Source organism: Bacillus sp. MUM 116 (assembly GCF_001866655.1).
Taxonomy (GTDB): Bacteria; Bacillota; Bacilli; order Bacillales; family Cytobacillaceae; genus Neobacillus.
The window spans coordinates 1-26,720 of record NZ_MLYR01000045.1; the positions used below are offsets into that span (position 1 = coordinate 1).

Annotated in this window: 27 protein-coding genes, 1 pseudogene and 3 riboswitches; of the genes and pseudogenes, 27 read left to right on the plus strand and 1 reads right to left on the minus strand. The window is 40.6% G+C overall.

Annotation, left to right across the window (positions count from 1 at the left end; genetic code table 11):
• Window positions 1-135: 135 nt before the first annotated feature.
• The 27 genes and pseudogenes from BIV60_RS30955 to thiE all read left to right on the plus strand — a co-directional run bounded on the left by BIV60_RS30955 (window position 136) and on the right by thiE (window position 24,367).
• Window positions 136-300, plus strand: a complete 165-nt coding sequence (locus BIV60_RS30955; RefSeq protein WP_371261529.1) for a catalase — start codon at window positions 136-138, stop codon at window positions 298-300.
• A gap of 4 nt (window positions 301-304) precedes the next feature.
• Window positions 305-1,078 (plus strand): annotated as a pseudogene (locus tag BIV60_RS12245) (catalase); the annotation flags it as partial.
• Between the two features lie 180 nt (window positions 1,079-1,258).
• Entirely contained in the window at window positions 1,259-1,723 is a 465-nt protein-coding gene (locus BIV60_RS12250) for a GyrI-like domain-containing protein (RefSeq protein WP_071356021.1), read from the plus strand.
• A gap of 105 nt (window positions 1,724-1,828) precedes the next feature.
• A riboswitch (FMN riboswitch) is annotated at window positions 1,829-1,974 on the plus strand.
• Between the two features lie 125 nt (window positions 1,975-2,099).
• A complete protein-coding gene (gene ribD / locus BIV60_RS12255; RefSeq protein ID WP_071356022.1) occupies window positions 2,100-3,182 on the plus strand; it encodes a bifunctional diaminohydroxyphosphoribosylaminopyrimidine deaminase/5-amino-6-(5-phosphoribosylamino)uracil reductase RibD in 1,083 nt (360 codons plus the stop codon).
• Window positions 3,183-3,193: 11 nt separating this feature from the next.
• Window positions 3,194-3,853 (plus strand): riboflavin synthase, encoded by a 660-nt coding sequence (ribE, locus tag BIV60_RS12260; RefSeq protein ID WP_071356023.1) that lies wholly within the window; start codon window positions 3,194-3,196, stop codon window positions 3,851-3,853.
• Between the two features lie 23 nt (window positions 3,854-3,876).
• The gene (locus BIV60_RS12265; RefSeq protein ID WP_071356024.1) at window positions 3,877-5,070 is read left to right on the plus strand and encodes a bifunctional 3,4-dihydroxy-2-butanone-4-phosphate synthase/GTP cyclohydrolase II; all 1,194 of its coding nucleotides are present in this window, start codon (window positions 3,877-3,879) and stop codon (window positions 5,068-5,070) included.
• A 39-nt stretch (window positions 5,071-5,109) separates the two neighbouring features.
• The gene (gene ribH, locus BIV60_RS12270; RefSeq protein ID WP_071356025.1) at window positions 5,110-5,577 is read left to right on the plus strand and encodes a 6,7-dimethyl-8-ribityllumazine synthase; all 468 of its coding nucleotides are present in this window, start codon (window positions 5,110-5,112) and stop codon (window positions 5,575-5,577) included.
• A gap of 112 nt (window positions 5,578-5,689) precedes the next feature.
• Window positions 5,690-5,881: riboswitch (cobalamin riboswitch) on the plus strand.
• A gap of 173 nt (window positions 5,882-6,054) precedes the next feature.
• On the plus strand, window positions 6,055-7,017 hold the full coding sequence (locus BIV60_RS12275) for an ABC transporter substrate-binding protein (protein WP_071356026.1): 963 nt from the start codon (window positions 6,055-6,057) through the stop codon (window positions 7,015-7,017).
• The gene (locus tag BIV60_RS12280) at window positions 6,983-8,044 is read left to right on the plus strand and encodes a FecCD family ABC transporter permease (RefSeq protein WP_071356027.1); all 1,062 of its coding nucleotides are present in this window, start codon (window positions 6,983-6,985) and stop codon (window positions 8,042-8,044) included. Before BIV60_RS12275 ends, BIV60_RS12280 begins: the two co-directional genes overlap by 35 nt.
• A gap of 3 nt (window positions 8,045-8,047) precedes the next feature.
• Window positions 8,048-9,514, plus strand: a complete 1,467-nt coding sequence (locus BIV60_RS12285) for an adenosylcobinamide amidohydrolase (RefSeq protein WP_071356028.1) — start codon at window positions 8,048-8,050, stop codon at window positions 9,512-9,514.
• On the plus strand, window positions 9,511-10,476 hold the full coding sequence (gene cbiB, locus BIV60_RS12290) for an adenosylcobinamide-phosphate synthase CbiB (RefSeq protein WP_071356029.1): 966 nt from the start codon (window positions 9,511-9,513) through the stop codon (window positions 10,474-10,476). The genes BIV60_RS12285 and cbiB overlap by 4 nt, the downstream gene beginning before the upstream one ends.
• Window positions 10,451-11,539 carry a threonine-phosphate decarboxylase CobD gene (cobD, locus tag BIV60_RS12295; protein ID WP_071356030.1) on the plus strand — a complete coding sequence of 363 codons (1,089 nt, stop codon included), beginning with the start codon at window positions 10,451-10,453 and terminating at the stop codon, window positions 11,537-11,539. The genes cbiB and cobD overlap by 26 nt, the downstream gene beginning before the upstream one ends.
• On the plus strand, window positions 11,509-12,084 hold the full coding sequence (locus tag BIV60_RS12300; RefSeq protein ID WP_071356031.1) for a bifunctional adenosylcobinamide kinase/adenosylcobinamide-phosphate guanylyltransferase: 576 nt from the start codon (window positions 11,509-11,511) through the stop codon (window positions 12,082-12,084). Before cobD ends, BIV60_RS12300 begins: the two co-directional genes overlap by 31 nt.
• On the plus strand, window positions 12,081-13,589 hold the full coding sequence (locus BIV60_RS12305; protein WP_071356032.1) for a cobyric acid synthase: 1,509 nt from the start codon (window positions 12,081-12,083) through the stop codon (window positions 13,587-13,589). Before BIV60_RS12300 ends, BIV60_RS12305 begins: the two co-directional genes overlap by 4 nt.
• Window positions 13,586-14,365, plus strand: a complete 780-nt coding sequence (gene cobS / locus BIV60_RS12310; protein ID WP_071356033.1) for an adenosylcobinamide-GDP ribazoletransferase — start codon at window positions 13,586-13,588, stop codon at window positions 14,363-14,365. The genes BIV60_RS12305 and cobS overlap by 4 nt, the downstream gene beginning before the upstream one ends.
• Window positions 14,323-14,934 (plus strand): histidine phosphatase family protein, encoded by a 612-nt coding sequence (locus BIV60_RS12315; RefSeq protein ID WP_071356034.1) that lies wholly within the window; start codon window positions 14,323-14,325, stop codon window positions 14,932-14,934. The genes cobS and BIV60_RS12315 overlap by 43 nt, the downstream gene beginning before the upstream one ends.
• Complete coding sequence (locus tag BIV60_RS12320) at window positions 14,886-15,338, plus strand: bifunctional adenosylcobinamide kinase/adenosylcobinamide-phosphate guanylyltransferase (protein WP_071356035.1); 453 nt, start codon at window positions 14,886-14,888, stop codon at window positions 15,336-15,338. Before BIV60_RS12315 ends, BIV60_RS12320 begins: the two co-directional genes overlap by 49 nt.
• Window positions 15,335-15,919, plus strand: a complete 585-nt coding sequence (locus BIV60_RS12325) for a cob(I)yrinic acid a,c-diamide adenosyltransferase (protein ID WP_071356036.1) — start codon at window positions 15,335-15,337, stop codon at window positions 15,917-15,919. The genes BIV60_RS12320 and BIV60_RS12325 overlap by 4 nt, the downstream gene beginning before the upstream one ends.
• Window positions 15,909-16,412: an ECF transporter S component gene (locus BIV60_RS12330; protein WP_083402231.1), complete on the plus strand. Its 504-nt coding sequence runs from the start codon at window positions 15,909-15,911 to the stop codon at window positions 16,410-16,412. The genes BIV60_RS12325 and BIV60_RS12330 overlap by 11 nt, the downstream gene beginning before the upstream one ends.
• Entirely contained in the window at window positions 16,409-17,125 is a 717-nt protein-coding gene (locus tag BIV60_RS12335) for an ATP-binding protein (protein WP_071356037.1), read from the plus strand. Before BIV60_RS12330 ends, BIV60_RS12335 begins: the two co-directional genes overlap by 4 nt.
• A 53-nt stretch (window positions 17,126-17,178) precedes the next feature.
• A riboswitch (TPP riboswitch) is annotated at window positions 17,179-17,289 on the plus strand.
• Between the two features lie 81 nt (window positions 17,290-17,370).
• Entirely contained in the window at window positions 17,371-18,705 is a 1,335-nt protein-coding gene (locus tag BIV60_RS12340) for a solute carrier family 23 protein (protein WP_083402232.1), read from the plus strand.
• Window positions 18,674-19,792 (plus strand): LuxE/PaaK family acyltransferase, encoded by a 1,119-nt coding sequence (locus BIV60_RS12345; RefSeq protein WP_071356038.1) that lies wholly within the window; start codon window positions 18,674-18,676, stop codon window positions 19,790-19,792. Before BIV60_RS12340 ends, BIV60_RS12345 begins: the two co-directional genes overlap by 32 nt.
• Window positions 19,755-21,269: an acyl-CoA reductase gene (locus BIV60_RS12350; RefSeq protein ID WP_256218403.1), complete on the plus strand. Its 1,515-nt coding sequence runs from the start codon at window positions 19,755-19,757 to the stop codon at window positions 21,267-21,269. Before BIV60_RS12345 ends, BIV60_RS12350 begins: the two co-directional genes overlap by 38 nt.
• 15 nt (window positions 21,270-21,284) lie before the next feature.
• Window positions 21,285-22,052 (plus strand): 3-oxoacyl-ACP reductase, encoded by a 768-nt coding sequence (locus BIV60_RS12355; RefSeq protein WP_071356039.1) that lies wholly within the window; start codon window positions 21,285-21,287, stop codon window positions 22,050-22,052.
• 21 nt (window positions 22,053-22,073) lie between these two features.
• On the plus strand, window positions 22,074-22,880 hold the full coding sequence (thiM, locus tag BIV60_RS12360) for a hydroxyethylthiazole kinase (RefSeq protein ID WP_071356040.1): 807 nt from the start codon (window positions 22,074-22,076) through the stop codon (window positions 22,878-22,880).
• Between the two features lie 13 nt (window positions 22,881-22,893).
• On the plus strand, window positions 22,894-23,718 hold the full coding sequence (thiD, locus tag BIV60_RS12365; protein ID WP_071356041.1) for a bifunctional hydroxymethylpyrimidine kinase/phosphomethylpyrimidine kinase: 825 nt from the start codon (window positions 22,894-22,896) through the stop codon (window positions 23,716-23,718).
• Entirely contained in the window at window positions 23,702-24,367 is a 666-nt protein-coding gene (thiE, locus tag BIV60_RS12370) for a thiamine phosphate synthase (protein WP_083402234.1), read from the plus strand. Before thiD ends, thiE begins: the two co-directional genes overlap by 17 nt.
• Window positions 24,368-24,453: 86 nt before the next feature.
• On the opposite strand, the gene BIV60_RS12375 is transcribed toward thiE, so the two are convergent.
• A complete protein-coding gene (locus BIV60_RS12375; protein ID WP_071356042.1) occupies window positions 24,454-26,556 on the minus strand; it encodes a transglycosylase domain-containing protein in 2,103 nt (700 codons plus the stop codon).
• Between the last annotated feature and the right edge of the window lie 164 nt (window positions 26,557-26,720).

Genomic DNA, 26,720 nt, shown 5'->3' on the forward strand with positions numbered 1-26,720 from the left:
TTTAATAATGGGCCAAATTGTTTTAACACTAAAATAAATATTATATTAAAATAATTATAAAAAGCTATTAATTCTAAAAAGATTTATATTATAATTTAAGTAAAGTTGTAAACAAATAGCTTATGAGGTGATGGAATGAATAATGAAAACAAGCCGTTAACTACTGGTTCAGGGGCACCAGTAGGGGATAATCAAAATTCGATGACAGCAGGGAATCGCGGCCCTACATTAATCCAAGATTTTCATTTAATCGAAAAATTGGCCTATTTTAACCGCGAACGCGTGCCAGAGTATGTCTAATGAGCTAGCGGCAAAACTAGCCGGGGAAAATCCGGATTATCATACTGAAGATTTATTTAATGCAATTGAAAAAGGGGATTTCCCGGTTTGGAAATTATATGTGCAAATTATGCCGCTTGAGGATGCAGATAATTATCGCTATGATCCGTTTGATGTTACCAAGGTTTGGTCACATAAAGATTACCCATTGATTGAAGTGGGGCGAATGGTGTTAAATCGTAATCCTGAAAACTACTTTGCTGAAGTCGAGCAGGCTGCTTTCTCTCCAGGTAACATGGTCCCGGGTGTCGAAGCTTCACCTGATAAAATGCTTCATGGAAGAATTTTCGCGTATTCTGATGCCCACCGCTATCTTGTAGATCCAAACCATAATTTACTTCCAATTAATCGTCCAAGGGTAGAAGCATCTAATTATCAGCGTGACGGAGCGATACGCTTTGATGGCAATGGCGGTGGATCCGTGTATTATGAACCAAATAGTTTTGGAGGTCCGAAAGAAGTTCCGGAAGCCCGCCAAACTGTATTCTCGGTATCCGGCAATGCAGAAAGTGTCGCTTATGACCATGATGATCACTACTCACAGGCAGGTGACTTGTTCCGCTTGCTGGATGAAGAAGAACAGACGAGGCTGGTTGAAAATATCGTTGCGGCTATGAAACCAGTTGAAAGAGACGATATCAAACTTCGCGCCATCCAGAATTTTTACAAAGCAGACGCTGAGTATGGTGAAAGGATTGCTAAAGGGCTAAATCTTGCTAATCCACATGGTGTTAAGTAACCTAGTAAATTAGTAATTCATTTGTGGAAAATAAACCTTGTTTATTATTCTTCGGTTACAAAAATATTTTACAAAAGTATCCATTTTTAATTTGGATGCTTTTTTGTTTGTTTTTAGCAGGAATTTTGGTGCTAAATTTAGAAATATAGAAATAGGATGTTTGTAAAAGGGGGAGTTAACTTGGAAGTAAAAGTGGTAGAAAAAGAGGAATTGAAGGTTGTAGGTATTGCATGGAACGGTAATTATTCAGAAATAATGAAAATTCCAAGTCTTTTTAACGTCATGGAAGATCGACTCTGTGAAGTGCAAAATAAAACAAATGAACCAGTTCTAATCGCGCCATTTCATAGCAGAGAAACGGAGTTCACGTATTTTGTCACGGCACCCGTGGAAGAAATAAAAGAGGTGCCTGATGGTATGGTTGGTTTTACGATTCCGCGAAAAAACTATGTGTTTACAACTCATAAAGGTAGGGCAGAAGAGATTGAAAATACATACAAGAAAATTTTTGCATGGATGAAAGACTATGGTTATGAGCAAGATCATCAGGCATTAAGCTTAGAAGTTTATAATGGTGAACATAAAGAGAATAATGCTGCGGGGAATTTGATTTTTGATATCTATCTTCCAGTAAGAAAATATTAGAAAAGTTATGCTAAAAAAGGAATTCGAAAATTTCTCGAAAAATTACGAACAAATTATTTCCCTTTCTCGATTGAATTCGTTATACTGACAATATTATCAAATTTAATATTCCTTCGGGGTCAGGTGAAATTCCTAACCGGCGGTGATGAAGCCAATGCTTCTTAGTCCGTGACCCGGTTAACATTTGTTAAACGGTGGATCTGGTGAAACTCCAGGGCCGACAGTTAAAGTCTGGATGGGAGAAGGAAAAAATAGCAGGATTGGAAATTGGGTGAAAAAAACCTATTTCTAAGCCTTAGTTTGCTATTGTCTTTATTAGGACCCTGAAGAATAATTTCAGGGTCTTTTTATGTTGTATAAAAGGAGAGTCACCAAAATGAACGATAAAGATTATATGGGCTTAGCCATTAAACTTGCTAAAAGCACAATTGGTCAGACTGCACCCAATCCTGTTGTTGGAGCAGTGTTAGTGAAAGATCATCAAATCATCGGGATGGGTGCTCACCTAAAAGCAGGTGAGCCACATGCAGAAGTCCATGCCATTCAAATGGCGGGTGAAAAAGCAAGGGATGCAACCATTTATGTAACCCTTGAGCCTTGCAGCCATTTTGGCAAAACACCTCCTTGTTCGGACTTGATTATCCGTACAGGTCTAAAGAAAGTATTTGTAGCAACCACCGACCCAAATCCACAGGTAGCGGGCAAAGGGATTGAAAGACTAAAGAATGCTGGAATTGAAGTAGAAGTAGGCCTTATGCAGGAAGAAGCACGCGATCTTAATAAAGTTTTCTTTTATAATATCAGCACGGGTCTTCCGTATGTAACTTTAAAATCTGCGATTAGCTTGGACGGGAAGATTGCAACCGCCACCGGCGAAAGTAAATGGATTACAGGTGAAGAGGCTAGGGAAGATGTCCATGTATTCCGCCACCAGCATGATGCGATATTAGTCGGAGTCAATACCGTCATTAAAGATAATCCAACATTAACAACAAGACTGCCATCTGGCGGGAAAAATCCAATCCGGATTATTCTTGATACTCATCTTAGAACACCCATTAATGCAAGCATCGTTACGGATGGACAGGCACCGACATGGATTCTTTCTGGATCGGGTGTTAATCCGATTAGGGAAAAAGAATTCCTGGACCTAGGGGTTAAGCTGATAAAAATGCCGATGGAGCAAATAAACATTCGAGAAATGTTAAAAATAATAGGAGAAATGGGAATTACTTCATTATTCGTAGAAGGCGGTGCCGGTGTGCATGGAAGCTTTTTAAAAGAAAAAGCTTTCCAACAAGTGATTACCTATATTGCGCCTAAACTGATTGGCGGGAAATTGGCTCCGGCCTCTTATGGCGGCGTGGGATTTGAAACAATGGAAGAGGTCGTTTCTTTAAAAATAAAAGAAGTGGACCGCGTCGGCAATGATATCCGCATTATTGCAGAACCTAAGTGAGGGAGTACAGTATGTTTACCGGAATAATTGAAGAAATTGGTTTGGTTTCAAATATACAACGAACAGGAGAATCCTTCGTTCTAACCATCGAAGCGAAAAAAATTCTAGGGGATGTCCACCTTGGTGACAGTATTGCGGTTAATGGAGTATGCCTCACTGTTACATCCTTTACCGGAAAAAAGTTTACGGTAGATGTTATGCCGGAAACCGTAAAAGCCTCCAGTTTAAATGACGTAAAACGTGGTTCTAAAGTAAATCTGGAAAGAGCGATGGCGGCTGGTGGAAGATTTGGCGGACATTTTGTTTCCGGTCATATTGATGGAACCGGGGTAATTAAAAGTAAAAAAGCTTTTGAAAATGCTGTCTACTATGAAATTGAAGCAAACCAAGAAATCTTGCATTACATTATTTTAAAAGGGTCGATTACCATTGATGGGACAAGCCTGACTGTTTTTGGAAAAACAGAAGATACCTTTACGATTTCCCTTATTCCTCACACATTGTCTGAATCGATTTTGGGCCTTAAAGGCTCCGGTGATATTGTGAATTTGGAATGCGACATGTTAGGAAAATATGTTGGTCATTTTTTAACAGGCATGAACAGCAATCAAGTAAAAAAAGGAACCTCAGGCATATCAGCCGATTTCCTGGCTGAAAACGGATTTGCTTAATGATTAGAAAGGAGTGAGGAAAAATGTTTAATACGGTTGAAGAAGCCTTGGAGGAATTAAAACAAGGAAAAGTCGTTATTGTCTGTGATGATGAGGACAGAGAAAATGAAGGGGATTTCATTGCCTTAGCGGAGAAAGCGACACCGGATATAATTAATTTTATGGCTATTCATGGACGTGGATTAATATGTGTGCCAATCGAGGAGGAAATCGCGCAAAAGCTTGATTTAATCCCAATGGTACCCGTAAATACGGATTCCAAAGGGACAGCTTTTACTGTAAGTATCGACCATAGATATTCAACAACAGGGATTTCCGCATTCGAGCGATCCGCAACAGTCTTAAGTATGCTTGATCCGGAAGCCAAGCCAGTAGATTTTACAAGGCCAGGTCATATTTTTCCATTAGTGGCTAAAAAAGGCGGTGTGTTACGCAGAACAGGACATACGGAAGCGGCGGTAGACTTGGCGAAATTATGCGGAGCAAAACCGGCTGGTGTAATTTGCGAAATTATGAATGAGGACGGCACGATGGCACGTGTCCCTCAATTACGAAAAATTGCCGATGAGTTAAATGTAAAAATGATTACGATTAAAGATTTGATTGAATATCGCAATAAAAAGGATAAACTCGTCAAACGGGAAGTGGAAATTAATCTCCCTACAGAATTTGGAAACTTTAAAGCTGTCGGGTATTCCAATCTTGTTGATCATAAAGAGCATGTGGCATTAGTCAAAGGGGAAATTGACCCTGAAAAGCCGATTCTTGTCCGGGTCCATTCCGAATGTTTAACAGGTGATGTGTTCGGTTCCTACCGCTGTGATTGCGGACCACAGCTCCATGCCGCACTAAGTCAAATTGAAAAAGAGGGCAATGGCGTTCTGTTATATATGCGTCAGGAAGGCCGCGGGATTGGTTTATTGAATAAACTTAGAGCCTATAAACTTCAGGAAGAAGGCTATGATACAGTCGAAGCGAATGAAAAACTTGGTTTTGGCGCAGATTTAAGAGAATATGGAATTGGCGCGCAAATTTTAAGGGAATTGGGAATTAGAAAAATGAGGTTATTAACCAATAACCCTAGAAAAATTAAAGGCTTAAAAGGGTATGACCTTGATGTTGTCGAGCGTGTTCCGCTCCAAATGGAAATGAGAAGCGAAAATGAGAACTACCTTAGAACGAAGCACGACAAATTGGGGCATCTTTTACATTTTTAAATCAATTATATAATTTTTTAAACAATCGGAGGATTCAACATGGGACATATTTTTGAAGGTAATTTAGTCGGATCAGGTTTAAAAGTAGGAATCGTAGTTGGGCGTTTTAATGAATTCATTACAGGCAAATTATTAAGCGGGGCACAGGATGCATTGAAAAGACATGGTGTCAGCGAGACAGATGTTGATGTTGCCTGGGTACCAGGTGCATTTGAAATCCCCTTAATTGCGCAAAAAATGGCGGATAGCAAAAAATATGATGCCGTTATCACTCTTGGAACAGTTATCCGTGGTTCTACACCGCATTTTGATTATGTGTGTAACGAGGTAGCGAAGGGCGTTTCTGCCATCAATTTAAAATCAGGTATTCCTGTTATTTTTGGAGTTTTAACAACTGATTCAATTGAACAGGCGATTGAACGTGCCGGCACAAAAGCAGGAAATAAAGGCTGGGATGCTGCATCAGCAGCGATTGAAATGGCCAATCTTTGCAGAACATTTGAATAATTTTCACCGCAAATAGGAAAATTAGATTTTGATGAAGGTTTTTCCTTTGAACGGAAATTTTTCTAAAAATATATACAAATTATTTTCTTTTCCGATATAATAAAAGAATCATAAAAATATTTAAAGAATAGGTGCTAAAATCTTATTCAAGATTTTAAGCTTAAAAGGGAAGTTTGGTGTAAAGCCAACGCGGTCCCGCCACTGTAAATGGGAGCTACCTATAGAATGTCACTGTCGTTTTGATGGGAAGACATAGGAAGCTATGAACATGAGCCAGGAAACCTGCCTATTTATTTGCGCCAAATAACCTACGAGGATAGGGAGGTGTGGAAGGCTAGACTCCTTTTACTTTACATATTAAGTAACTGAATCTAATCGAACCAACATCTCCATGTCCATCTGGAGATGTTTTTTTGTGTGGTGCAAAATATTTTTTGATAAAAGAAATCATATTAATCAAAAACAGGAGGAACCAACGTGAAAAAATGGTATTCACTATTGTTAGCTGCAATGTTAATAATAGGTGTATTAGCAGGTTGTGCCGGAAATCAAGACCAAGGGAAAGAAAACAAAAATGCAGGGGAAAAGAAAACAGAACAAGCTTCTTTCCCGGTAACGATTACAGATGCATTAGGGGATAAAGTTGTCATCGATAAAAAGCCCGAAAGGATTGTGTCATTAATTCCAAGTAATACAGAGATTGCATATGCTTTGGGTCTGGGAAAAGAAGTGGTGGGAGTATCTGATTACGATAACTACCCAGCAGAAGTATCGAAAAAAGAGAAAGTTGGCGGGCAAGAGATAAATGTAGAAAAAATCCTTTCTTTAAAGCCTAATTTAGTGTTGGCGCATGAATCTGCTGCAAACATTGAGAAAGCAGCTCTTCAACAGCTTAGAGATGCTGGAATCAAGGTTTTAGTCGTGAAAAATGCCGATCATATTCAGCAAGTGTATGATACCATTGCTATGATTGGGAAAGCTGCCGGTGAATCAGAAAAAGTTCCTGCAATCATCAAAGGAATGAAAGATAAGCTTGCGGCTATTCAAGCAAAGGCAAAAGAAATTAAAGATAAGAAAAAGGTACTTGTGGAAGTTTCACCCGCACCGGAAATTTATACAACCGGTAAAAATACTTTCATGGATGAAATGTTAACCATAATTAATGCAGAAAATATCGCAAATGATCAAAATGGCTGGGTAAAAATCAATGAAGAAGCCATGATAAAACGGAATCCAGATGTAATTGTGACTACATATGGTTATTATGTAAAAAATCCATCTGAAAAAGTTTTAAAACAAAAAGGCTGGGAAAATGTCAATGCCGTGAAAAACAAAAAGGTTGTGGATGTCAATGCTGATAAAGTAAACCGTCCAGGCCCGAGGATTGTTGAAGGAGTAGAAGATCTTGCAAAGGCCATCTATCCGGAAGTTTTTAAATAATAAATACTTCGCCTTTTGTTTGGCAGGTTTTTCACTTATTTTTGCAGTTTTATTGGGAATTTCGATGGGAACGGTATCCGTTCCCGTTCTTACTATTATTAAAATCATTTGTTCAAATGTTCTTGGAATTCATTTTTCCGAGCAACTGGACCCAATGTATCAAAGTATAGTGATGAACATTCGACTGCCGAGGGTCATTTTGTCCGGACTTGTAGGTGCGGCACTTGCCATCAGCGGCGCTGCTTTTCAGGGACTGCTTCGAAACCCGTTGGCCGATCCTTATACATTAGGGGTGTCTTCCGGGGCATCTGTGGGGGCGGTTTTAACATTATTTTTTCGATTTTCGATTCCAGTTTTAGGCACATTTACATTACCTGTGCTAAGCATTCTTTTTTCGTTTATAACCATTTTTTTAGTTCTTACGTTAGCAAGGAAAATTGACCGTTCAATGAGAGTGGAAACGATTATTTTAACTGGGATTATTTTTAGTTCATTTTTAGGTGCCCTTATCTCACTGATGATTGCTTTAACAGGAGATGAACTTCGAGAAATTATCGGCTGGCTATTAGGAAGTGTCTCGATGAGAGGCTGGGAATACATAAAGCTTATTTTACCATTTTTTATTTTAGGCGCGATCGTCTTGATCTTTAATGCGAAAGAATTAAATGCCATGTCATTTGGCGAAGAGAGAGCGCAGCATTTAGGGGTAAATGTGCATAAAAGGAAATTAATCATCTTAACTGCAGGTTCGATTTTAACAGGAGCGGCAGTGGCAGTTTCAGGAACCATCGGTTTTGTCGGACTGGTCATTCCCCATCTTTCCAGATTATTATGGGGACCAGATCATAAGCATCTTCTTCCGTTAACGATTTTATCCGGAAGTGCTTTCTTAATATTAGCGGACCTTGTTTCTCGAACCATTATTTCACCAACTGAATTGCCCATAGGTGTGATTACGGCATTGATTGGTGCACCTGTATTTACACTAATTCTTATGCAGAGAAAAAGGAAGGAAAGAAGTGGTTAACAAATGCTTACCGTTGAAAATGTTTCCGGTGGTTACACAGGTGATTACATTCTTAAAGATGTTTCATTCAAAGTAGAAAAAGGTGAATTATTTGGTATTTTGGGACCGAATGGAAGTGGGAAAACAACCCTTTTAAAAATGCTAAGTGGAATTCTTCCTGTTCAAAAAGGTGAAATATTAATCAATGGAAAAAGACTCACAGAATATGGTTCAAAACAACTTGCGCAAATGATTGCCGTTCTTTCACAACATTCTTCAGAGTCCTTTTCTTATACCGTTAAAGAAACGGTTTCCCTTGGAAGATATGCACATCAAAAGGGCTGGTTTCAGTCATGGTTAAAAGAAGATGAGACAATCGTCTGGCGTGTGATGGAACAGACGGGGATTTCTCAATTTCAAAATAAAAATATTCAAGAGTTATCCGGCGGAGAAAAACAAAGAGTGTTTTTAGCCCAAGCCTTGGCCCAGGAGCCAAAAATTCTTCTTTTAGATGAACCAACGAACCATTTGGATTTATCCTATCAAAAAGAATTGCTCGATTTGTTAAGGCAGTGGACAAGGGAAACCGGATTGACCGTTATTTCAATTTTTCATGATTTAAACCTTGCCGGCCTCTACTGCGACCGCCTGCTTTTACTCGAAAAAGGGACAATCAATATCAATCATATTCCTAATGAAGTACTGCGGGAAGAAAGAATAAGAGCAGTGTATCATACCGATATCCAAAAACATCCACATCCGAAAGTAGCTGCACCGCAAATGTGCTTATTACCAGAAGGGATTAAAAAAGAATCACCCATTATTGTTGATCAATCACTGGTAACCGTTTCGAACGAGTTTATCACACTTCGTACACCGGCACCACTTCGGACGATGTCATCAGGTGTAATTGGATCGGGGACAGGCTGGCACCAAACCTTTGTTAATCGGCATGTAGACAAAAGTTATAATTGCAGCGACCATCGCAGTGAAATGGCTTCATTTTTAAAAGCAAAGGGGTTTGAACCTGCTGAAACCGTAGGAATGATGACCGCTGTATTTTTAGAGGATTTGGTATATCGAAAATATGAAGAAAATGACTTTTCCCTATTTGTGATGATAACGGCGGGCGTTGGAAATGCCGTTGATGCCTCCAAAAGTGAACTGCATTCCTTTGAAACAGTGCCCGGCACAATTAATACATGGATTTTTGTGAATGGTGAACTGACAGAGGAAGCCTTTATTCAAAGCATCATGACAGCCACAGAGGCGAAAGTGAAGGCCATCCATGATTTAGAGGTCATGGATAACGTTACAGGAACGATAGCGACAGGAACCTCGACCGATAGCATATTAATTGGTGCGACCCAAACAGGATGCGTTCTGGAATATGCTGGCACCATTACTCCTTTAGGAAAGCTGATTAGTAAAGCGGTTTATCATTGCACAACAGAAGCGATTCAAAAATCACAAAAGAGGAAAAAATCGTGATCATCCATCATTTAATTTCAATTACCATTGCAATCATGATTGATTTACTTATCGGGGACCCGCCCAATTGGCCCCATCCGGTTCGCTGGATTGGTTCGCTAATTTCATATTTAGAAAAGCGTTGGAACCATGGTCAAGCGAAAAAAGCACAAGGGGTTTTGATGCTAATCTCTGTTTTACTCATTGTTTTGATTCCAGTATTAATTATTATTTTCATAGGTTATCTACTTCACCCGTTTGTTGGGATTTTTCTTGAGGCGATCATTATTTCGACAACCATAGCCCAAAAAAGTTTGAAGGAAGCAGCCCTCGAAGTCTATCAACCATTAAGGGCTGGAACATTAGACGATGCGAGAAAAAAATTATCTTATATTGTTGGCAGGGATACCGATTTCTTGGGAGAAGGAGAAATTGCCCGCGGTACAATTGAAACGATTGCCGAGAATACAAGTGATGGGGTTACGGCCCCCTTGTTTTGGGCGCTGATTGGCGGAGCACCCCTCGCCATAGTATACCGGGCAACGAATACATGTGATTCGATGGTTGGATATAAAAATGACCGCTATATACAGTTTGGCTGGGCATCCGCAAAATGGGATGATGTGATGAATTGGATTCCAAGCCGGCTCACAGGATTCATCATGCTTTTGGGAAATCGTCCAGAAAAAATCAGATATCGTGATGCTTGGAAAATCTTGTTCCGTGATGCCAAAAAACATCCAAGTCCTAACAGCGGCTGGGGAGAAGCGGCAGCTGCCGCGATTTTAGGGATTCAACTTGGCGGAATTAACTATTATAAAGGAATGAAATCAGACCGGGCAAAAATGGGAGACCCCTTATCTCCAATAAAGGCGGAGCATATCCCAAAGACGAATACGATTCTAGGGAAAACCGTATTTTTATTTTTATTATTCTTATGGGCAGGAGGGATAATCATTGATTTGGCCGTCACATGGATCTAACCCCCGCTATTTATATGAAGCATTGGGGCTTACACTTCCAGAGAAATATATTGATTTTAGTGCAAATATAAATCCATTGGGGACACCTGCTTCAATCAAGGAAAAGTGGATGGACTTTTTGGCTGAAATTTATGTCTATCCAGACCCCAATGCCAGCAGTCTAAAGGAAAAAATTGCAAAAAAAGAACAAATCCCGCTGGAGTCAATCTTAATTGGGAATGGTGGGGCAGAATTAATTTCTTTAGTAGCCCGAATATTCGCAGGTAAAAAGGTAGTTATCATAGAGCCTGCTTTTTCAGAATATGAAAAAAACTGCCGGATTAACCAATGTGAAATCATCTATCATCAATTGCACGGACCAGGTTTTGAATTAAATTTGGCAGATTTACAGTCGAATCTGACTGGAGCAGATGCCTTGTTTATCTGTAATCCCAATAATCCAACCGGGATTCAATTTCCTTCTTCAACCATCCTTTCGATAATCGAGGAATGTGATAAGCAAAATTGTTCCGTAATCTTGGATGAAGCATTTTATGATTTTCTCGTAGGTTATGAATCTTTTTTTCCTTACATAAAGAAATATTCGAATTTAATTATCATTCGTTCGATGACAAAAATGTTTGCGATACCAGGAATTCGCCTCGGGTACATAGTTGCTGCACCTGTAGTTATTCAAAACTTAAGCGAACTGCAGCCACATTGGAGTACAAATACTATTGCCTTATTAGCTGGAGAATTATGTTTAGAAGATGAAGCGTTTATTAAAAAAACCCAGGATTATATTTTTCAAGAGCGAAAGAGACTATTCGATTTTTTCCAAAATCATCAATTCGTTGTAACAGCTTCCGATGTTAACTTTTATTTATTACAAGATCCTTATTTAAAAGATCAATTTGATCTCTTTCAATTTCTTCTTCACAACGGGGTTGTTCCCCGGCACACCTTTAATTTTCCCGGCCTGGAGGGAAGGTGGCTCCGTTTGGCCATAAAAAGCAGTGAGGAAAATGATCGTCTTTTGGAGGTGTTAGCGGAATGGCGAATGTACCATCCCTTATTTTCATAACCGGCGGTGTCAGGAGTGGAAAAAGCAGCTTCGCCGAGAGAAAGGGGCTGGAATTAGCAGCTGAAACAGGAGGTAATCTCATTTATTTTGCAACTGGGGTTCCTTCGGACGTGGAAATGGAAGAGCGTATTAGCAAACATCAACAGGATCGAGCAGCAGGTAAATACCAGTGGAAAACCGTAGAACAATCCAGTGATATCGGCTTGAGGGCGGTGGAATTTACGAAGCGGGATACGATTCTGCTTGATTGCGTGACGACATTGTTGAATAATGAGCTGTTTGCCACCGAAACATCATGGGATAACTCTTTTTTAGAATCGGTGAAGGAACGAATATTTAACGGCATTACAAAAATTAAAGAGCAATCTAAAACAATGATCGTCGTCAGTAACGAGGTAGTTTACGAGCCAATCCACGAAAAAGAACTTGTGATTATATATGGAAGATTGTTAGGACATATTCACAGACAATTGGTAAAGGATGCGGATGAAGCTTACTTGGTAGAAGCAGGCATCCCGATTATGATGAAAGGAATGAAAGCATGAAAGGGATTATGTTACAGGGAACAGCTTCTGATGTGGGGAAAAGTCTGGTTGTTACCGCCTTATGCCGAATATTATCGGATGAAGGTAGAAAGGTGGCACCTTTTAAATCGCAAAACATGTCTAATAATTCCTATGTAACGGCTGATGGAAAAGAAATCGGCAGAGCCCAGGGGATCCAGGCAGAAGCAGCCAGAACTGAGGCATGTGTTTGGATGAATCCAATCTTGTTAAAACCTCGCTCCCAGCAGGATTCAGAAGTAGTTTACTTGGGCAAGGCGATTGAGACCTTTTCCGGACGAGAATATCGGGAAAAGTTTTATGAAAAAGGGCTGGAAGTGATTCAGGAATCCTTAAAACAGCTATCGAACCAATTTGATGTCGTTGTCATTGAAGGAGCAGGCAGTCCGGTTGAAATTAATTTAAAGGATCGTGAGCTGGTCAATATGAAGGTGGCAAAAATGGCGGCTGTGCCGGTCGTACTTGTTGCCGATATTGACCGTGGAGGAGTGTTTGCCAGTATCATCGGTACGCTTGAACTATTGGAACCGGAGGAAAGGAAACGTGTTGCTGGGGTCATCATCAATAAATTCCGCGGCGACATTACTTTATTCGAAGATGGAGTACACTGGCTGGAAGAAAAAACAGGGATTCCCGTTTTAGGAGTATTGCCCTATATTGACCATCACATGATCGATGGCGAAGATTCATTATCCATCACGAATCAATTTTCAAATCAAAAACAAGGAAATCTTGATGTGGTTGTCATTCATCTTCCATTTATTTCAAACTACAGTGATTTGGAGCCTTTTTTATATGAAGAAGATGTTTCGATACGCTGGGTAAAACATGGGGAAGAATTTGGTGTGCCAGATGCGGTGATCATTCCCGGCACGAAAAGTACCATTCAAGATATGAAATATATCAGAGAACAAGGTCTGGATGTGAAAATCAAAAGCCATTATGAAAATGGCGGGTTTACAGTCGGTATTTGCGGCGGGTATCAAATTCTCGGTGAAGAAATGGTTGATGAGGCAGGATCGGATACAGGAATCCCGAACAATAGTGTGCAGGGTTTAGGCATAATACCGGGGAAAACTTGTTTTTTTCAAGAGAAAAAAACGGTAAGAACAGAGGCTGCCTATCATAAAAATACTGGATTTCCTGTAAATATTGGATTGGAAGGGTATGAAATCCATCTAGGAAATACCTTTATCAGCCAAAAAGGCTGCTCCTTTTTAACGTTGGCAAATGGAAAAGAGGAAGGCTATTTTAATAATAGTGGACAACTGATTGGAACATATCTTCACCATCTTTTTCATAATGACGAATGGAGAAATCGCTGGCTAAACCTAATTAGGGTAAGAAAAGGGCTTGCGCAAAAAGAGATAAGGAACTTACGTGAATTTAAGGATCAAAGATTCACTGCGCTTGCCACCCAAATGAAAGCGCATCTAAAATGGGAACTTCTAAAAGGGATCATCGAGAATTGGGGTTCAGAGGAATGAAGTTTTTTAAAGGGTTTTTGATTGGCCTGCAGTTTTTTACAGCGGTTCCGGTTCGTTGGGAGCTGCCAATGGATTCGGAGCATCTTGGTAAGACGGTGCAAGCTTTTCCTCTTATCGGGTTATTTCAAGGCATCATCTATGCGGGTTTATTTTTTCTGATACAAGAATATACTCCATTATCCCATTTGGCCGCGGCTTTTATACTATGGCTGGCGACAATCCTTATTACCGGTGGGATTCATCTTGACGGCTGGATAGATGCGAGCGATGCATACTTTTCCTATGGAAATCTGGAAAAAAGGCTGGAAATTATGAAGGACCCGAGAACCGGAGCATTTGGTGTACTTTCCGTTATTGTTTTACTAAGCTGCCGCTTTCTATTTATTTATGAAATAACCGAAACTGCTCCTTATCTTTTGATTGCAGCCATTCCTTTCTTCAGCAAGACTGTGATGGGAGTTTTACTTGTTACGGTTCCATCTGGCAAAAAAGAAGGGCTGGCAGCGTTGTTTCAACGTGCGGTTTCGCCCAAATCGTTAACAATTTATCCTGTTTTTATCATCCTTTTATTGATCATATTGATCATGTTTAATGAAAATTTACTCCTTGTCACCATCTTATTGTTAGTAGCCGCCGGTTGTTATCTCGTTTGCCGCCGAAATTCGGTCAAGTGGTTTGGCGGAATTACCGGGGATGTGCTTGGAGCTTCTGTAGAAGGGACGGAGTTAATTTTATGGATGACTGTGTGGTTATTGCATTATTTCGCCATGGCCTGACAGAAGCAAATAAACGAAAAGCCTATTTGGGATGGAAGGACTCTACTTTAAGTCCGGAGGCAATGAAAATCTTGCCGATGAGAGCTTATGATGCTTGTTTTTCCAGTGATTTACAAAGATGTGTGAAAACGGCGAAATTATTATTTCCTAATAGTAATCCACAGCGATTTGAAGAGTTTAGGGAAATTAATTTCGGAAAATGGGATGGGAAGACATACGAGGACTTGAAGGAAGATTCACTTTACCGGCAGTGGTTATCAGATCCGCTTCGGTATTGCCCGCCAGACGGGGAATCCTTTCGGCAGTTTCAAGAAAGGCTTCAAGTGGGCTGGGGAAAAATTGTTGCTGAAATTTTTCGGCAAAACCTAAAAAGCTCCTCGGTCATTACCCATGGTGGTGTCATTCGTTACCTTCTAAGCAGGTATGCACCTATAAAGAAAGAATTTTGGGAATGGCACTCTTCTCATACTCAGGGGTACGAATTAATCTTTAGCCGGGAAGCGTTAAGGAGGGGAGAACGGTGCACTTTATTACAGGCGGTGCCTTTAACGGAAAAAGAAAATGGGTAAGAAAAACCTATCCGATTCGAATTAATGAACAATGGAAATCAGCCTATCAAAATGCCCCATTTCCAATTAAGCTCAGAGAACATCAAGGGGAAGTACTTGTCCTTGAGGGAATGGAAATGTGGGTAAAAGCTTTAATGAAAGAATATGAACCCGACCATTTCCGCAGGATATGGAAGGACTGCTTAAACCATTGGGTTTTATGGGAGAGAGCGGAGAAAAACCGGCAATTGGTTGTAATCGGAACGGATATCACAAAAGGAATTGTTCCGATGGAAAAGGAAAACAGACTTTGGCGCGATTTGACAGGATGGGCTTTTCAGGACATCGCTGCGATAGCGGACAGGGTGGATGTCATTTGGTATGGGTTGAATCAAACAATAAAAGGTGGAGGAATGGAAAAATGAGAATTTATACAAGAACAGGTGACAAAGGAAAAACAAGTATTATTGGCGGCAGAGTTGATAAAGATGACACGAGAGTAGAAGCATATGGCACCGTCGATGAGGTGAATTGTTTTGTAGGTCAGGCGATTCAAGAACTTAATCCAGAAATTTTCGCGGATGTCCTAGAGGATCTTGAAACAATTCAACACGAATTATTCGATTGTGGTGGAGATTTGGCCAATGTTTCCGAAAAACGGGAAATGAAGCTGCAAAAAGAATCCATCGATTATTTGGAAAAGAAAATAGATGAGTATATTGAAGAAGCTCCAGAATTAGAAAGGTTTATTTTGCCTGGAGGTACAAAACCGGCAGCTTCGATTCATATTGCAAGAACGGTGACAAGGAGAGCAGAACGTTTGGTGGTAAAACTAGTAAAAGCTGATGAAAAAGCACCTGAACTGGCACTTCAATACTTAAACCGTCTATCAGATTATTTCTTTGCCTTGGCAAGGGTGATTAACTATCGCTTGAATGTAAGAGATGTGGAGTATGAAAGAAGTGCAAAAGTGTTCAGAGGCGGGAAACGAGCAGATGAAAAATAAATTCGATGGAAAAATGCTTAGCTGGCTCGCCCTATTCACCGCCTTATCTGTGGTTGGAGCTTCGATTAAGATCCCAGCCTTTGTTGACAGTGTTGCTTTGGATGTTTTTCCGGCACTAATGGCAGCTGCGTTGCTTGGAGGACGGTTTGGAGCCATTGCTGCTGCCTTTGGACACTTACTCTCTGCAATGTTTGGCGGCTTTCCGCTTGGACCCATGCATATTTTGATTGCCGGTGAAATGGCCGTACTTGTTTGGTTATTCGGAGCCCTATATAAAAATAAGCGAATCCTGGCCAGTATTGTTTTTGTTCTCGGAAACACATTTGCCGCACCGCTGCCATTTATTTTTTTAATGAGTATGGGTTTTTATGTGGCAATCGTCCCTTCATTATTAGTTGGTTCCATCATTAATGTTGTGATTGGATTCTTGTTGATTCCAAGGATTTCTGGTCTATTTAAGATCACTCATCAGAAGGAAGAGCTTAAACGATGAGAGATATAGTCACCATACCGATAACAACAAGGGAAGCTCTCATTATTGCAAGTGATAATAGCGGTGCCATTGGAATGAAGCATGAAGATTCTGTAAAAGTTCCTTATGAAACGGTTGCTTATTATTCTTTTCGCGTCGCGGCTATGGAATGTATCGCTGCGGGGGGAGAACCGATTTCTGTGGTGCTTCACAATTTTTGCGGCAATGAACCATGGGAAGAACTCGTTAAAGGTATTCAAACCGGTTTAGGTGAACTTGGTTTGAACGGAGTTTCTATCACTGGAAGTACAGAGAGCAATTTTTCCTTGAATCAATCGGCTGTTGGTTTGATTGTAATAGGAAAAAAAGTAAAAAATTCGGCTTCTCAAGTATTACTATCAGAAAATGTGAATGTTGCTATTATTGGAATGCCTCTAGTGGGTAATGAAGTAGTTGAGCAACAATATAATGTGGCACCATTATCAATTTTTCAGGAAATAAGCAGGCTGAATGAAGTTGTAATTTTGCCAGTAGGATCTAAAGGGATTTTATATGAGATGAATCAACTGTTCTCAAATGTGGTTTTAGGAAAAGAAAATTTGAGAACGGATGTAGAGGTTTTAAAATCATCCGGTCCGTCAACATGCTTTATTGTCGTTTTTCAAGAAGGTCATACAGAAAAAATTAGGAAAGCTGCAGGGGATTATTTTCATCCATTAAAGATTGAATTTTAAAAATTATGGTTGCTATTCCCATTAAATAGGTATAGGATAAAATTATTAAATTCATAAACTACTAGGGGTGCCCGGTTTAGGGCTGAGAGAAAAACAAATTCGTTTTTTAACCCTTTGGACCTGATCTGGATCATACCAGCGTAGGAAAGTAGTGGAAAAAAATTAATTTTTTTCTCCTAACCTATTAAGTCAGGTCCAATTTATGGATCTGGCTTTTTTAGTTTTTATAAAAGGGGAGTTTCATTATGAATGAAAAGGAAAGTATAACAATCGGGGTGGAGGAGAATTTACCACCGGTAAAGAGCTTCTTATATGGATTGCAGCATGTCTTTGTATCAAACGTATGGTTAGATCCTATCTTTGTGGCAACAATGATTGGACTGCCACTTACCTTATCAGCAAATATCGTCAATGCTATCTTTATTGCTGCTGGCCTCGTGACATTGGTTCAAGCAACCAAGCTGGTCCGACTGCCAATCGTTCAGGGACCATCTGCTGCATTTGATTCCATCATGATTTCGGCAGGAAAGGCGGGGGCACTTGCTTCTGCCAGCGGGAGTATTTTTATAAGTGCTATCATTGTATTTCTATTGTCGATTACCGGTGTAATTGGAAAACTACGCGCGTTATTTACCCCGGTTATTTCCGGGACAGTCATTTTTATTGTCGGTATTTCCTTATCCAGCTTTACCCTATACGAATTTTTGGGCGGCACACCGGGAATGGACAGCTTTGCAAGCAGTACCACACTTTTAATGTCCATCCCAACTGCAGCGGTTGTAATTATTTTGTCTCTTTTTGGCAGAGGGGTTTGGAAATCATTTTCTTTCCTTATTGCGTTAGTAATAGGAGATATTATTGCCATTTGCCTTGGAAAAACGAACTTTGCATTAATTGCGGAAAAAGGTTGGTTTGGAATGCCTCATTTTCTTCCTTATGGTGATATGACTTTTCATTGGAGCTGGTTTTTAACCTTTTTTGTCGCTTATATTGTTGCAATTATTGAAGCGATGGGTGTTTATCAGGCATCAGCGGAAATGCTCGATATCGATTTGGATGCTAAAAGGATCCGTAATGGTTTTGCCGGTGAATCTGCAGGCTCATTCGTCTCCTCATTAATCGGGGGATTTCCGACAACTGCTTTTGCACAAAACGTTGGATTGTTAAGGTTAACAGGGGTGGGCTCACGGAAACCGGTTATTGTTGCAGGAGTGATCTTTTTAATTTTAGGTTTTGTTCCTAAGGCCGGTGCGATTCTCGCACTCACACCAGATGCCGTTGTCGGCGGAATCTTCCTGCCTGCTGCAGCCAGCTTAGTGTTTACCGGTATTTCGATTTTGGCAAAAGTAGAAAAAAACGAAACCAACTATATGATTATCGGGCTATCTATTCTTTTAGCGATTAGTTTGCCTACATATTTTAAAGATGTAAAAGGATCAATCGGTACATTCCTCTCCAATAGTATTTTTATCGGAGCATCTTTCTCTATTATTCTTCAAGTATTATTAGTCAATTTTCCGAAATGGTTTAGAAAAGAGGCGGTAAAAAATGAAACTGGAATCACAACAAATTACGAATGAAATCATAGGGTTTATTGATAAATTTCCGGAAGGGTTTCCACCAGAAGCTGAAATCCATTTTAATGAACTGGCATTAAAGTTATTTACCATTCAATTCCAGTTCAATTTGCCATACAAAAAGTATTGCCAAACAAAGCGCAAAACACCGTTAACGGTCAAACATTGGCTGGACATTCCGGCCATTCCGATTCAAGGATTTAAAGAACTGGTGTTATCCGCGGAACCTGTGGAGAGAGCAGAGGCCGTTTTTATGACAAGTGGCACGACAAACCCGAATGCAAAAGGTAAAAATTATCATCCCACACTGTCGGTTTGGGATGCCTCGATGAAAGGGCCATTCAAACGATTTGTGATGCCGGATTGCGAACAAATCACGATGTTTGTTTTGTCGCCGGCAGCGGATTTGAATCAGAACTCATCGCTTTCCAGGTATTTATCAAATGCGGTTACCTATTTTGGTACCGAAAACAGCCGTTTCTTTTTCAATGAAAATGGACTTGATAAGGAAGGATTGGCGGAGGCTTTAAGGGAAATTGAAGTTCGTCAGGAGCCAGTTCTGCTAATAGGAGCAACATTCGCCTATGTCCATCTTCTTGATTATTTAAAAGAAAAGAACATTCGATTTAAGCTTGTGAATGGGAGCCGGATTTTTGATACCGGAGGGTTTAAGGGGCAATCCCGCGAAGTAGAAATGGATCATTTATATTTCATGTTCAATGAGTATTTCGATGTAGATCGCACGATGTGTATTAATATGTATGGAATGACAGAATTAAGCTCACAAATCTATGACCAAACAATCTTATCAAATTATTTAACTGGAAGAAGCGTTTTAGATAAAACCGGTCCTGCCTGGGTGAAAACCGTTGTGCTTGATCCAAACACATTAGAGCCTGTAACCAATGGAGAAACCGGAGTGATTGCCCATTATGACCTTGCCAATTGGAATTCCTGTTTGGCGATTTTGACAGAGGACATTGGGTATAAAACGGAGGAAGGCTTTGTCTTACTGGGAAGAGTAAAGGGATCCGAGGCAAGAGGGTGTTCGATTGCCATTGACCAATTATTGCAGGCAAATGGTAAATGAGGGGATTTCGATGATGGACGATAAAATAGTAGAGATTCAAGCCTATAAGGTTCCAAGCTCAATACAGGTGACTGATATTCGCGAGGAATTGCATGAAACGGAAAAAGGAGTTTTTTTACTAAAGTACCCGATTTTATCCGCCAGAAAAATTGCAGAGATTTCTCAGACTGTTCAGGAAAACAGGGCTAATTATTTAGCGAAGCTTTCCATAAATGATATTGTAGCAAAAATCGATCAGGCTGTTTTGAAATGGTTAAATCCAGATTATCAGTTACGACATTATGCAGAAATTCTGATCCCAAGAATTACAGGCTACGATTCAGAAATGGTCAGGCTTGAATTAAAGCGGTACCTCAGAATGTTTCGTAAAAAAGAACTTATGCGTTTCTTGGATGAGGAGTTTGACCAGCCGGCAATGCTCGATGAATTTCGTCCAAGAAAAACTGGAGGGATGAGCAGAGCATATGGTCCTAACTCGATTTTCCATGTGTTTTCTGGAAACGTTCCCGGCGTTCAAATATGGAGTTTAATCATGGGGCTGCTGCTGAAATCGGCGAATATCGGCAAAACCTCCACAGCGGAGCCGCTGTTTCCAGTTTTATTTGTGGAATCATTAGCAGAAGTAGATCCGCAATTAGCAGATTCCATAACCATCCTTCCTTGGAAAGGTGGGACTAAGGAACTGGAAGAACAGGCCATTTCTGCTGCAGAAGCAATTATTGTGTATGGCTCCAATACAACTGTGGAAAAAGTGCGTCAGCTTGTTCCGTTCGGAAAGAAATTTTTAACCTATGGCCACAAAATTAGCCTTGCTTTGATTGGTAAGGAAGCACTTACAGCTGACCATTACTTTGACACCATTCATAAATTGGCGGAGGATGTTTCAGTATATGATCAGCAAAGCTGTTTGTCTCCTCAATCCGTATTGGTGGAAGAGGGGGGGGCAGTCAATCCAAATCAATTTGCGCAAATGCTCGCAGCAGAATTGGAACGGTACCATAAAAAACGGCCGCGGGCCAAGCTTTCAGCAGAGGAAGCGATGTCGATTCAAAAGGTAAGAAATCGCTATGAGTTGGAGTCATTGTCCGGAGAAAAGGTCAGTGTCTTTGCCAGTCAAAATGATTCGGCATGGACGGTGATTTACCATGATGAAGCGGGAATGGATGCGTCGCCGCTGAATCGAACGATTCATGTTTTTAAATCTTGCAGGCTAGAAGAGGATATTCCAAAAATTGTTGTGTATAAGGACTATTTGCAGTCTTGTGGCCTTGCGGCATCACCATTTAGACTTTTTCAAATTGCTGAAATACTGGGTTCATTGGGAGTCAACCGGATCTCTCCAATTGGTGAAATGAATCGGACGAAGCCGGGCTGGCACCATGATGGCGGCTTTAACTTGCTGGATTTGGTGAGGTTTACCGATATTGAACGTAACCTGGAACAAGATTTGGAACGTTTTGACCCAGATGTTGAGTAAAAGGATGGTTTAACGATGATTTTAAAAGATAAAATTATGCTGGTAACAGGAGCGAGCCGCGGAATTGGCGCGGCCATTGCCAAGAAAGCCGCTTCCGAGGGCGCTTTTGTGATGGTGAATTATTTGAAAAATAACCAACTTGCTGATCAAGTAGTTTCGGAGATTGAAGCAAATGGTGGCCAGGCTGCCGCAATTCAGGCAGATGTCAGGGATGTAGAGCAGGTTGGCAATATGATGAATCAAATCGTCGATTCGTTCGGCGGAATTGATGTAGTGGTCAATAATGCCCTCCATCATTTTACGTTTAATCCGAAAACCCGAAAAACGGCATGGGAACTGGAGTGGAAGGATTACGACCAGCAAATCGCCGGAAGTCTCCAAGGTGCTTTTCAAATTTGTAAAGCGGCAATGCCGATTATGAAACATCATATGTCAGGACGGATTATTAATATTGCCAGTAATTTAATTGATTTCCCTGTGGTGCCGTACCATGATTATTCGACAGCAAAAATGGCGCTGCTCGGGTATACAAGGAATCTCGCAAAAGAGCTTGGTTCCTTTGGAATCACGGTTAATGCGGTTTCACCAGGGCTCACCAATCTAACTGACTCCAGTTCGGAGACAAAAGAGGATGTGAGAGAAATGATTATTGGCTTAACCCCCATGCATCGCCTTGCAATGCCTGAAGATATTGCGGGAGCCGTATTATTTTTAGCTTCTGACTGGGCTTCATTTATTACTGGGCAATGCATCAATGTTGATGGCGGATTAGTAATGAATTAGTTTAATAGGAGGTTTTTTATTATGAATAATGATTTTATTAGCAAAACATTAGAAAAGGTGAGAGAAAAAAATCCGTTGGTACATAACATCACAAATGTTGTGGTAACCAATTTTACCGCAAACGGTTTACTGGCATTAGGGGCATCACCAGTTATGGCCTATGCTCCTGAAGAAGTAGCCGATATGGCGAAAATAGCTGGGGCACTTGTAATAAATATAGGGACCTTAAATTCGGGAGAAATTGAGTCCATGATCATTGCCGGAAAATCAGCGAATGCAAACGGGGTACCGGTGGTCCTTGATCCTGTTGGGGCTGGGGCAACCGCATTCAGGACCGAAACTGCCAAAAGACTGATCAAGGAGATTCACATTTCTGTCATTCGTGGGAATGCTGCAGAAATCGCAAATGTTGCCGGTCTTGATTGGGAGATTAAAGGTGTTGACGCAGGAGAAACAAATGGGGACACAGTGGAATTGGCGATACGAACGGCTCAAAAATTAAATACTGTTGTGGTTATTACAGGGAAGACTGATGCTATTTCAGATGGTCGGAATACCTATGCTGTTCATAATGGTCATGCAATGCTGACAAAAGTGACCGGTACTGGCTGCCTGCTAACCTCTGTGATTGGGGCATTTGCTTCAGTAGAAAAAGACTTCATAAAAGCAGCAACAGCGGCTCTAGTTTATTATGGTACAGCAGCAGAAATTGCTGCTGAGAAAGCAGTAGATCTTGGTCCTGGCAGTTTCCACATTGAATTTTTAAATCAGCTTTACCAAGTTTCCGGAGCTGAAATTGAAAAATACGGTCATTTTCATCAAAAGTAAGGAGAGAAATACCATGGATGTAAGAAAAGCATTAACAATTGCCGGTTCTGATTCTGGCGGCGGTGCTGGAATTCAAGCTGATTTAAAAACATTTCAAGAATTAGGGGTATTTGGGATGTCCGCGGTTACGGCGGTTACGGCACAAAATACATTAGGAGTTCAAGCGGTGTATCCGATGACAACGGAAGCGGTATCGACCCAAATAGATTCGATTGGGGAGGATATGGGAACAGATGCTGTGAAAACAGGAATGTTGTTCAGTTCAGAAATTATTCGAGCTGTTTCTGAAAGAATTAGTTATTACCAGTGGGGAAAAGTGGTTGTTGATCCAGTGATGATTGCAAAAGGTGGAGCGCCCCTGCTGCAAATGGAAGCCATTGAAGCCTTGAAAAAATATCTTTTGCCTTTCGCATGGGTGGTGACGCCGAACATTCCTGAAGCAGAAGTGTTATCTGGAATGTCGATTAAGACTCTCGATGATAGAAGGGAAGCCGCGAAACATATTGTCGATTTTGGGGCAAGGAACGTGGTTATTAAAGGTGGCCATGATGAAGAAATAAAAGAAGCTGTCGACCTTTTATATGATGGGAATGAATTTTACTATTTTAATAGTAAGAGAATTTTAACGAATAATACGCATGGAACCGGGTGCACTTTTTCTGCGGCGATTACAGCAGAAATAGCAAAAGGTGCCACTGTTTATGAGGCTGTTTCGACTGCCAAGGAGTATATCCAGGCGGCAATTGAAGCTGATTTGTTCATGGGAGCGGGCCATGGACCAACAAATCATTGGGCATATAATCGAAAGCGGGGCATTTTAAGTGGAAAGAGTGAATAGAGAGAGGATTAAGAAGGTTTTAAAGGTATATTTTATTATGGGGAGCAATAATTGCTATAAAGATCCCGAAACGGTATTGAAAGAAGCAATCGCTGGAGGAATTACCTTATTTCAGTTTCGAGAAAAAGGAAACGGGGCATTTGAAGGAGCAGCAAAATATAAACTAGCAAGTAGGCTGCAACAAATTTGCCGGATCAACGGAATTCCTTTCATCGTAAACGATGATGTTGAGTTGGCTTTGGAATTGGATGCAGATGGTGTTCATATTGGGCAAGAGGATGATTCGGTTGAGAAGGTTCGTGAAAAGATTGGTAATAAAATTCTCGGGGTATCGGTCCATTCACTTGAGGAGGCTCAGAAGGCAATAGAGTGCGGTGCTGACTACCTTGGAATCGGTCCGATTTTTCCAACAAGTACAAAAGAGGATGTGAAAGCCGTACAGGGTACATTGTTAATTGAAAACCTGCGGGCAAACAGTTTTACGATCCCGTTAGTTGGGATTGGCGGGATTAATGCAGGAAATGCTCTTTCAGTCGTGGAGGCTGGGACAGATGGAGTTTCTGTTATTACTGCTATTAGTAAGGCGGGAGATATAACAGAAGCAGCTAGACAGTTATGGTTTTCGGTTGTTGGGGACAAAAAATCGTAAATAAAGCTTAGCAAGTGTCTCCAAGCAAGCTCCCCAAAAAACAAAACAAAACAAAGCGCCCCTAACCATGGGGGCGCTTTACAACTTTACTGTGTAGCTCCACGAATCTTCTGAATCACCGAATCCACCGTTTTTCCGACCTTGTAAAGAACCTTATCTAAATTTTCTTTCCAAACAGGGGCATTTTCTTTAATGGTTTTACCGATTTTTTCAGCGTTGGCATTTAATTCCTTCTTGATTTGATCCGCTTTTTGCTGCATATTCAGATTCGCTTGTGTCTTTCCAGCAAGCTGATCATTGACAGAGACTACATCAAAGTTCGCACGTGGAACATATGGAAGCGATGCCCTCATCATTTCTTTGAAAATTGGTACAACATTGACAGAACTTGAACCAGTTAAATAATGCTGCCTGTCTGTTTGGTCAAATCCAATCCAGATCGCTCCAACGAGATTTGGAGTGTATCCGACCATCCACTGATCCTTTGTTCCCGAAACACCACTAAAAGGAAGCTGCGTAGACCCTGTTTTTCCGGCAATTTGCACACCTGGAATATGGGCAAGTCGACCTGTTCCTGATTCTACAACGTTTAACAGCATCGATGTCATCTCATCGGTAACCTTTTTGGAAGTCACTTTTGTTTCTTCTGACTTATGTTCAACAATCACATTTCCAGTGGGTCCGACAATTTTTGTAATCAGATGGCTGTCATACCGAGTCCCGCCGTTAGAAAAAGTTGAAAAGGCATCAGCCATTTGCTGAGGGGATACCCCTTTACTCATTCCGCCCAGAGCAATCGCAAGGTTTTTATCTGCCTTGGTGACCGGAATGCCGTATCGTTTTAACGAATCAAGACCTTTATTAAGTCCGATTTTATCCAATAACCAAACAGCTGGAATATTCAAGGACTCTTCAATCGCTTTATACATCGGTACCTTTCCGCTGTAGGTTCTTGAAAAATTCTCCGGTTTATAATTTCCAAAAGAAATGGGCTTGTCTACCAACTCGGAGGAATAATTATATCCTTCTTCAAGTGCAGGCGTATAAACTGCGAGAGGCTTCATCGATGAACCCGGCTGTGCTTTTAATTGCGTCGCCCGATTAAAGCCGCGAAATACATGCTCACCGCGTCCACCTACAAGTGCCCGAACCCCTCCAGTTGAGGGATCTAGCAAAACTGATCCGCTTTGAGCAAGCTTCCCGCCCATACTTCTTGGAAACAAATAATCTTTGCTATAAATATTCTCTAGACCTGTCTGCATATTTTGATCTAACTCGGTATAAATACGGTAGCCGCGAGTTAGGATTTCATCCTGAGTTAAGCCGTAGCGGTTAATCGCTTCATTTAAAACTGCATCAACATAATATGGATATTTTCGGTCAACAAAGCTGCCGCCGCCATTTTGAAGAACAATTTTTTCATTGATTGCCTGCTTGTACTGCTCAGCAGTAATGAAATTAAGGTCCTTCATTTTTGCCAAAACTACATTGCGACGTTTGACGGCCTCATCATAGTTTTTATATGGGTCAAGGTAGTCCGGAGCATGCAGAAGTCCGGCTAAGAGGGCTGCTTCACTAATCGAAACATCCTTAATATCCTTATTAAAATATTTTTTTGAGGCATTTCCAATCCCCCAGGCACCACTGCCGAAGTATACCTGATTCAAATACATTTGCAAAATTTCATTTTTGGTATATACTTTTTCAATTTTCACGGCTAAAAATAATTCTTCCGCCTTCCGCTTATAAGTCCTTTCCGGCGAAAGCAAGGCGTTTTTAGCGAGCTGCTGTGTTAAGGTGCTACCGCCGGCAGTCACATGTCCGGATAATAAATTGCCGAATAGTGCCCGGGCGATCCCTCTGACATCAAAGCCGCCATGCTGATAAAAACGCTCGTCCTCAATCGCCACAACGGCATTCGGAATATATTTTGGAACCTTTTCGATATTTATACCTTGTGTCCGATTGGTTAATACATTCGTTGCCACCTTGCCGTTTTTATCATAAATAACGGTTGGCTGGCTTAACCCTTGTTTTAACGATTCTACATTTGCTCTGAGGGCAATCCAGCCAAAATAAAGAATGGTAAATAAAACAAAAACTAATAAAACTAATAAAATTATTTGTGTAAAATGTCGCTTTTTCCAAAATTGTTTGATTTTTTCCCAATAAGGTTGCAATTTTTCCATTTTATCTCCTAACTTTCAAAGGAATTTTGCTTTTTTTATTATAAGTTTTCTTACAAAAAAAGACCAATTATACGATAATTTTTCCTCTGTGAAAAAATATATTTAAAAAATTTGAAGGCGAAAGGGGATTGCTGTCGTCTATTAAAGTGGAGTAACTGGAAAAC

Coding starts and splice junctions, on each gene's coding strand:
- cobS (WP_071356033.1), top strand. CDS start 13,586: ATGAAGTTTTTTAAAGGGTTTTTGATTGGCCTGCAGTTTTTTACAGCG.
- ribD (WP_071356022.1), top strand. CDS start 2,100: ATGAACGATAAAGATTATATGGGCTTAGCCATTAAACTTGCTAAAAGC.
- BIV60_RS12340 (WP_083402232.1), top strand. CDS start 17,371: ATGAATGAAAAGGAAAGTATAACAATCGGGGTGGAGGAGAATTTACCA.
- ribH (WP_071356025.1), top strand. CDS start 5,110: ATGGGACATATTTTTGAAGGTAATTTAGTCGGATCAGGTTTAAAAGTA.
- BIV60_RS12325 (WP_071356036.1), top strand. CDS start 15,335: ATGAGAATTTATACAAGAACAGGTGACAAAGGAAAAACAAGTATTATT.
- thiD (WP_071356041.1), top strand. CDS start 22,894: ATGGATGTAAGAAAAGCATTAACAATTGCCGGTTCTGATTCTGGCGGC.
- BIV60_RS12335 (WP_071356037.1), top strand. CDS start 16,409: ATGAGAGATATAGTCACCATACCGATAACAACAAGGGAAGCTCTCATT.
- BIV60_RS12285 (WP_071356028.1), top strand. CDS start 8,048: ATGCTTACCGTTGAAAATGTTTCCGGTGGTTACACAGGTGATTACATT.
- BIV60_RS12375 (WP_071356042.1), bottom strand. CDS start 26,556: ATGGAAAAATTGCAACCTTATTGGGAAAAAATCAAACAATTTTGGAAA.
- BIV60_RS12305 (WP_071356032.1), top strand. CDS start 12,081: ATGAAAGGGATTATGTTACAGGGAACAGCTTCTGATGTGGGGAAAAGT.
- BIV60_RS12330 (WP_083402231.1), top strand. CDS start 15,909: ATGAAAAATAAATTCGATGGAAAAATGCTTAGCTGGCTCGCCCTATTC.
- BIV60_RS12355 (WP_071356039.1), top strand. CDS start 21,285: ATGATTTTAAAAGATAAAATTATGCTGGTAACAGGAGCGAGCCGCGGA.
- ribE (WP_071356023.1), top strand. CDS start 3,194: ATGTTTACCGGAATAATTGAAGAAATTGGTTTGGTTTCAAATATACAA.
- BIV60_RS12300 (WP_071356031.1), top strand. CDS start 11,509: ATGGCGAATGTACCATCCCTTATTTTCATAACCGGCGGTGTCAGGAGT.
- BIV60_RS12265 (WP_071356024.1), top strand. CDS start 3,877: ATGTTTAATACGGTTGAAGAAGCCTTGGAGGAATTAAAACAAGGAAAA.
- BIV60_RS12345 (WP_071356038.1), top strand. CDS start 18,674: ATGAAACTGGAATCACAACAAATTACGAATGAAATCATAGGGTTTATT.
- thiM (WP_071356040.1), top strand. CDS start 22,074: ATGAATAATGATTTTATTAGCAAAACATTAGAAAAGGTGAGAGAAAAA.
- BIV60_RS30955 (WP_371261529.1), top strand. CDS start 136: ATGAATAATGAAAACAAGCCGTTAACTACTGGTTCAGGGGCACCAGTA.
- BIV60_RS12315 (WP_071356034.1), top strand. CDS start 14,323: ATGGATGACTGTGTGGTTATTGCATTATTTCGCCATGGCCTGACAGAA.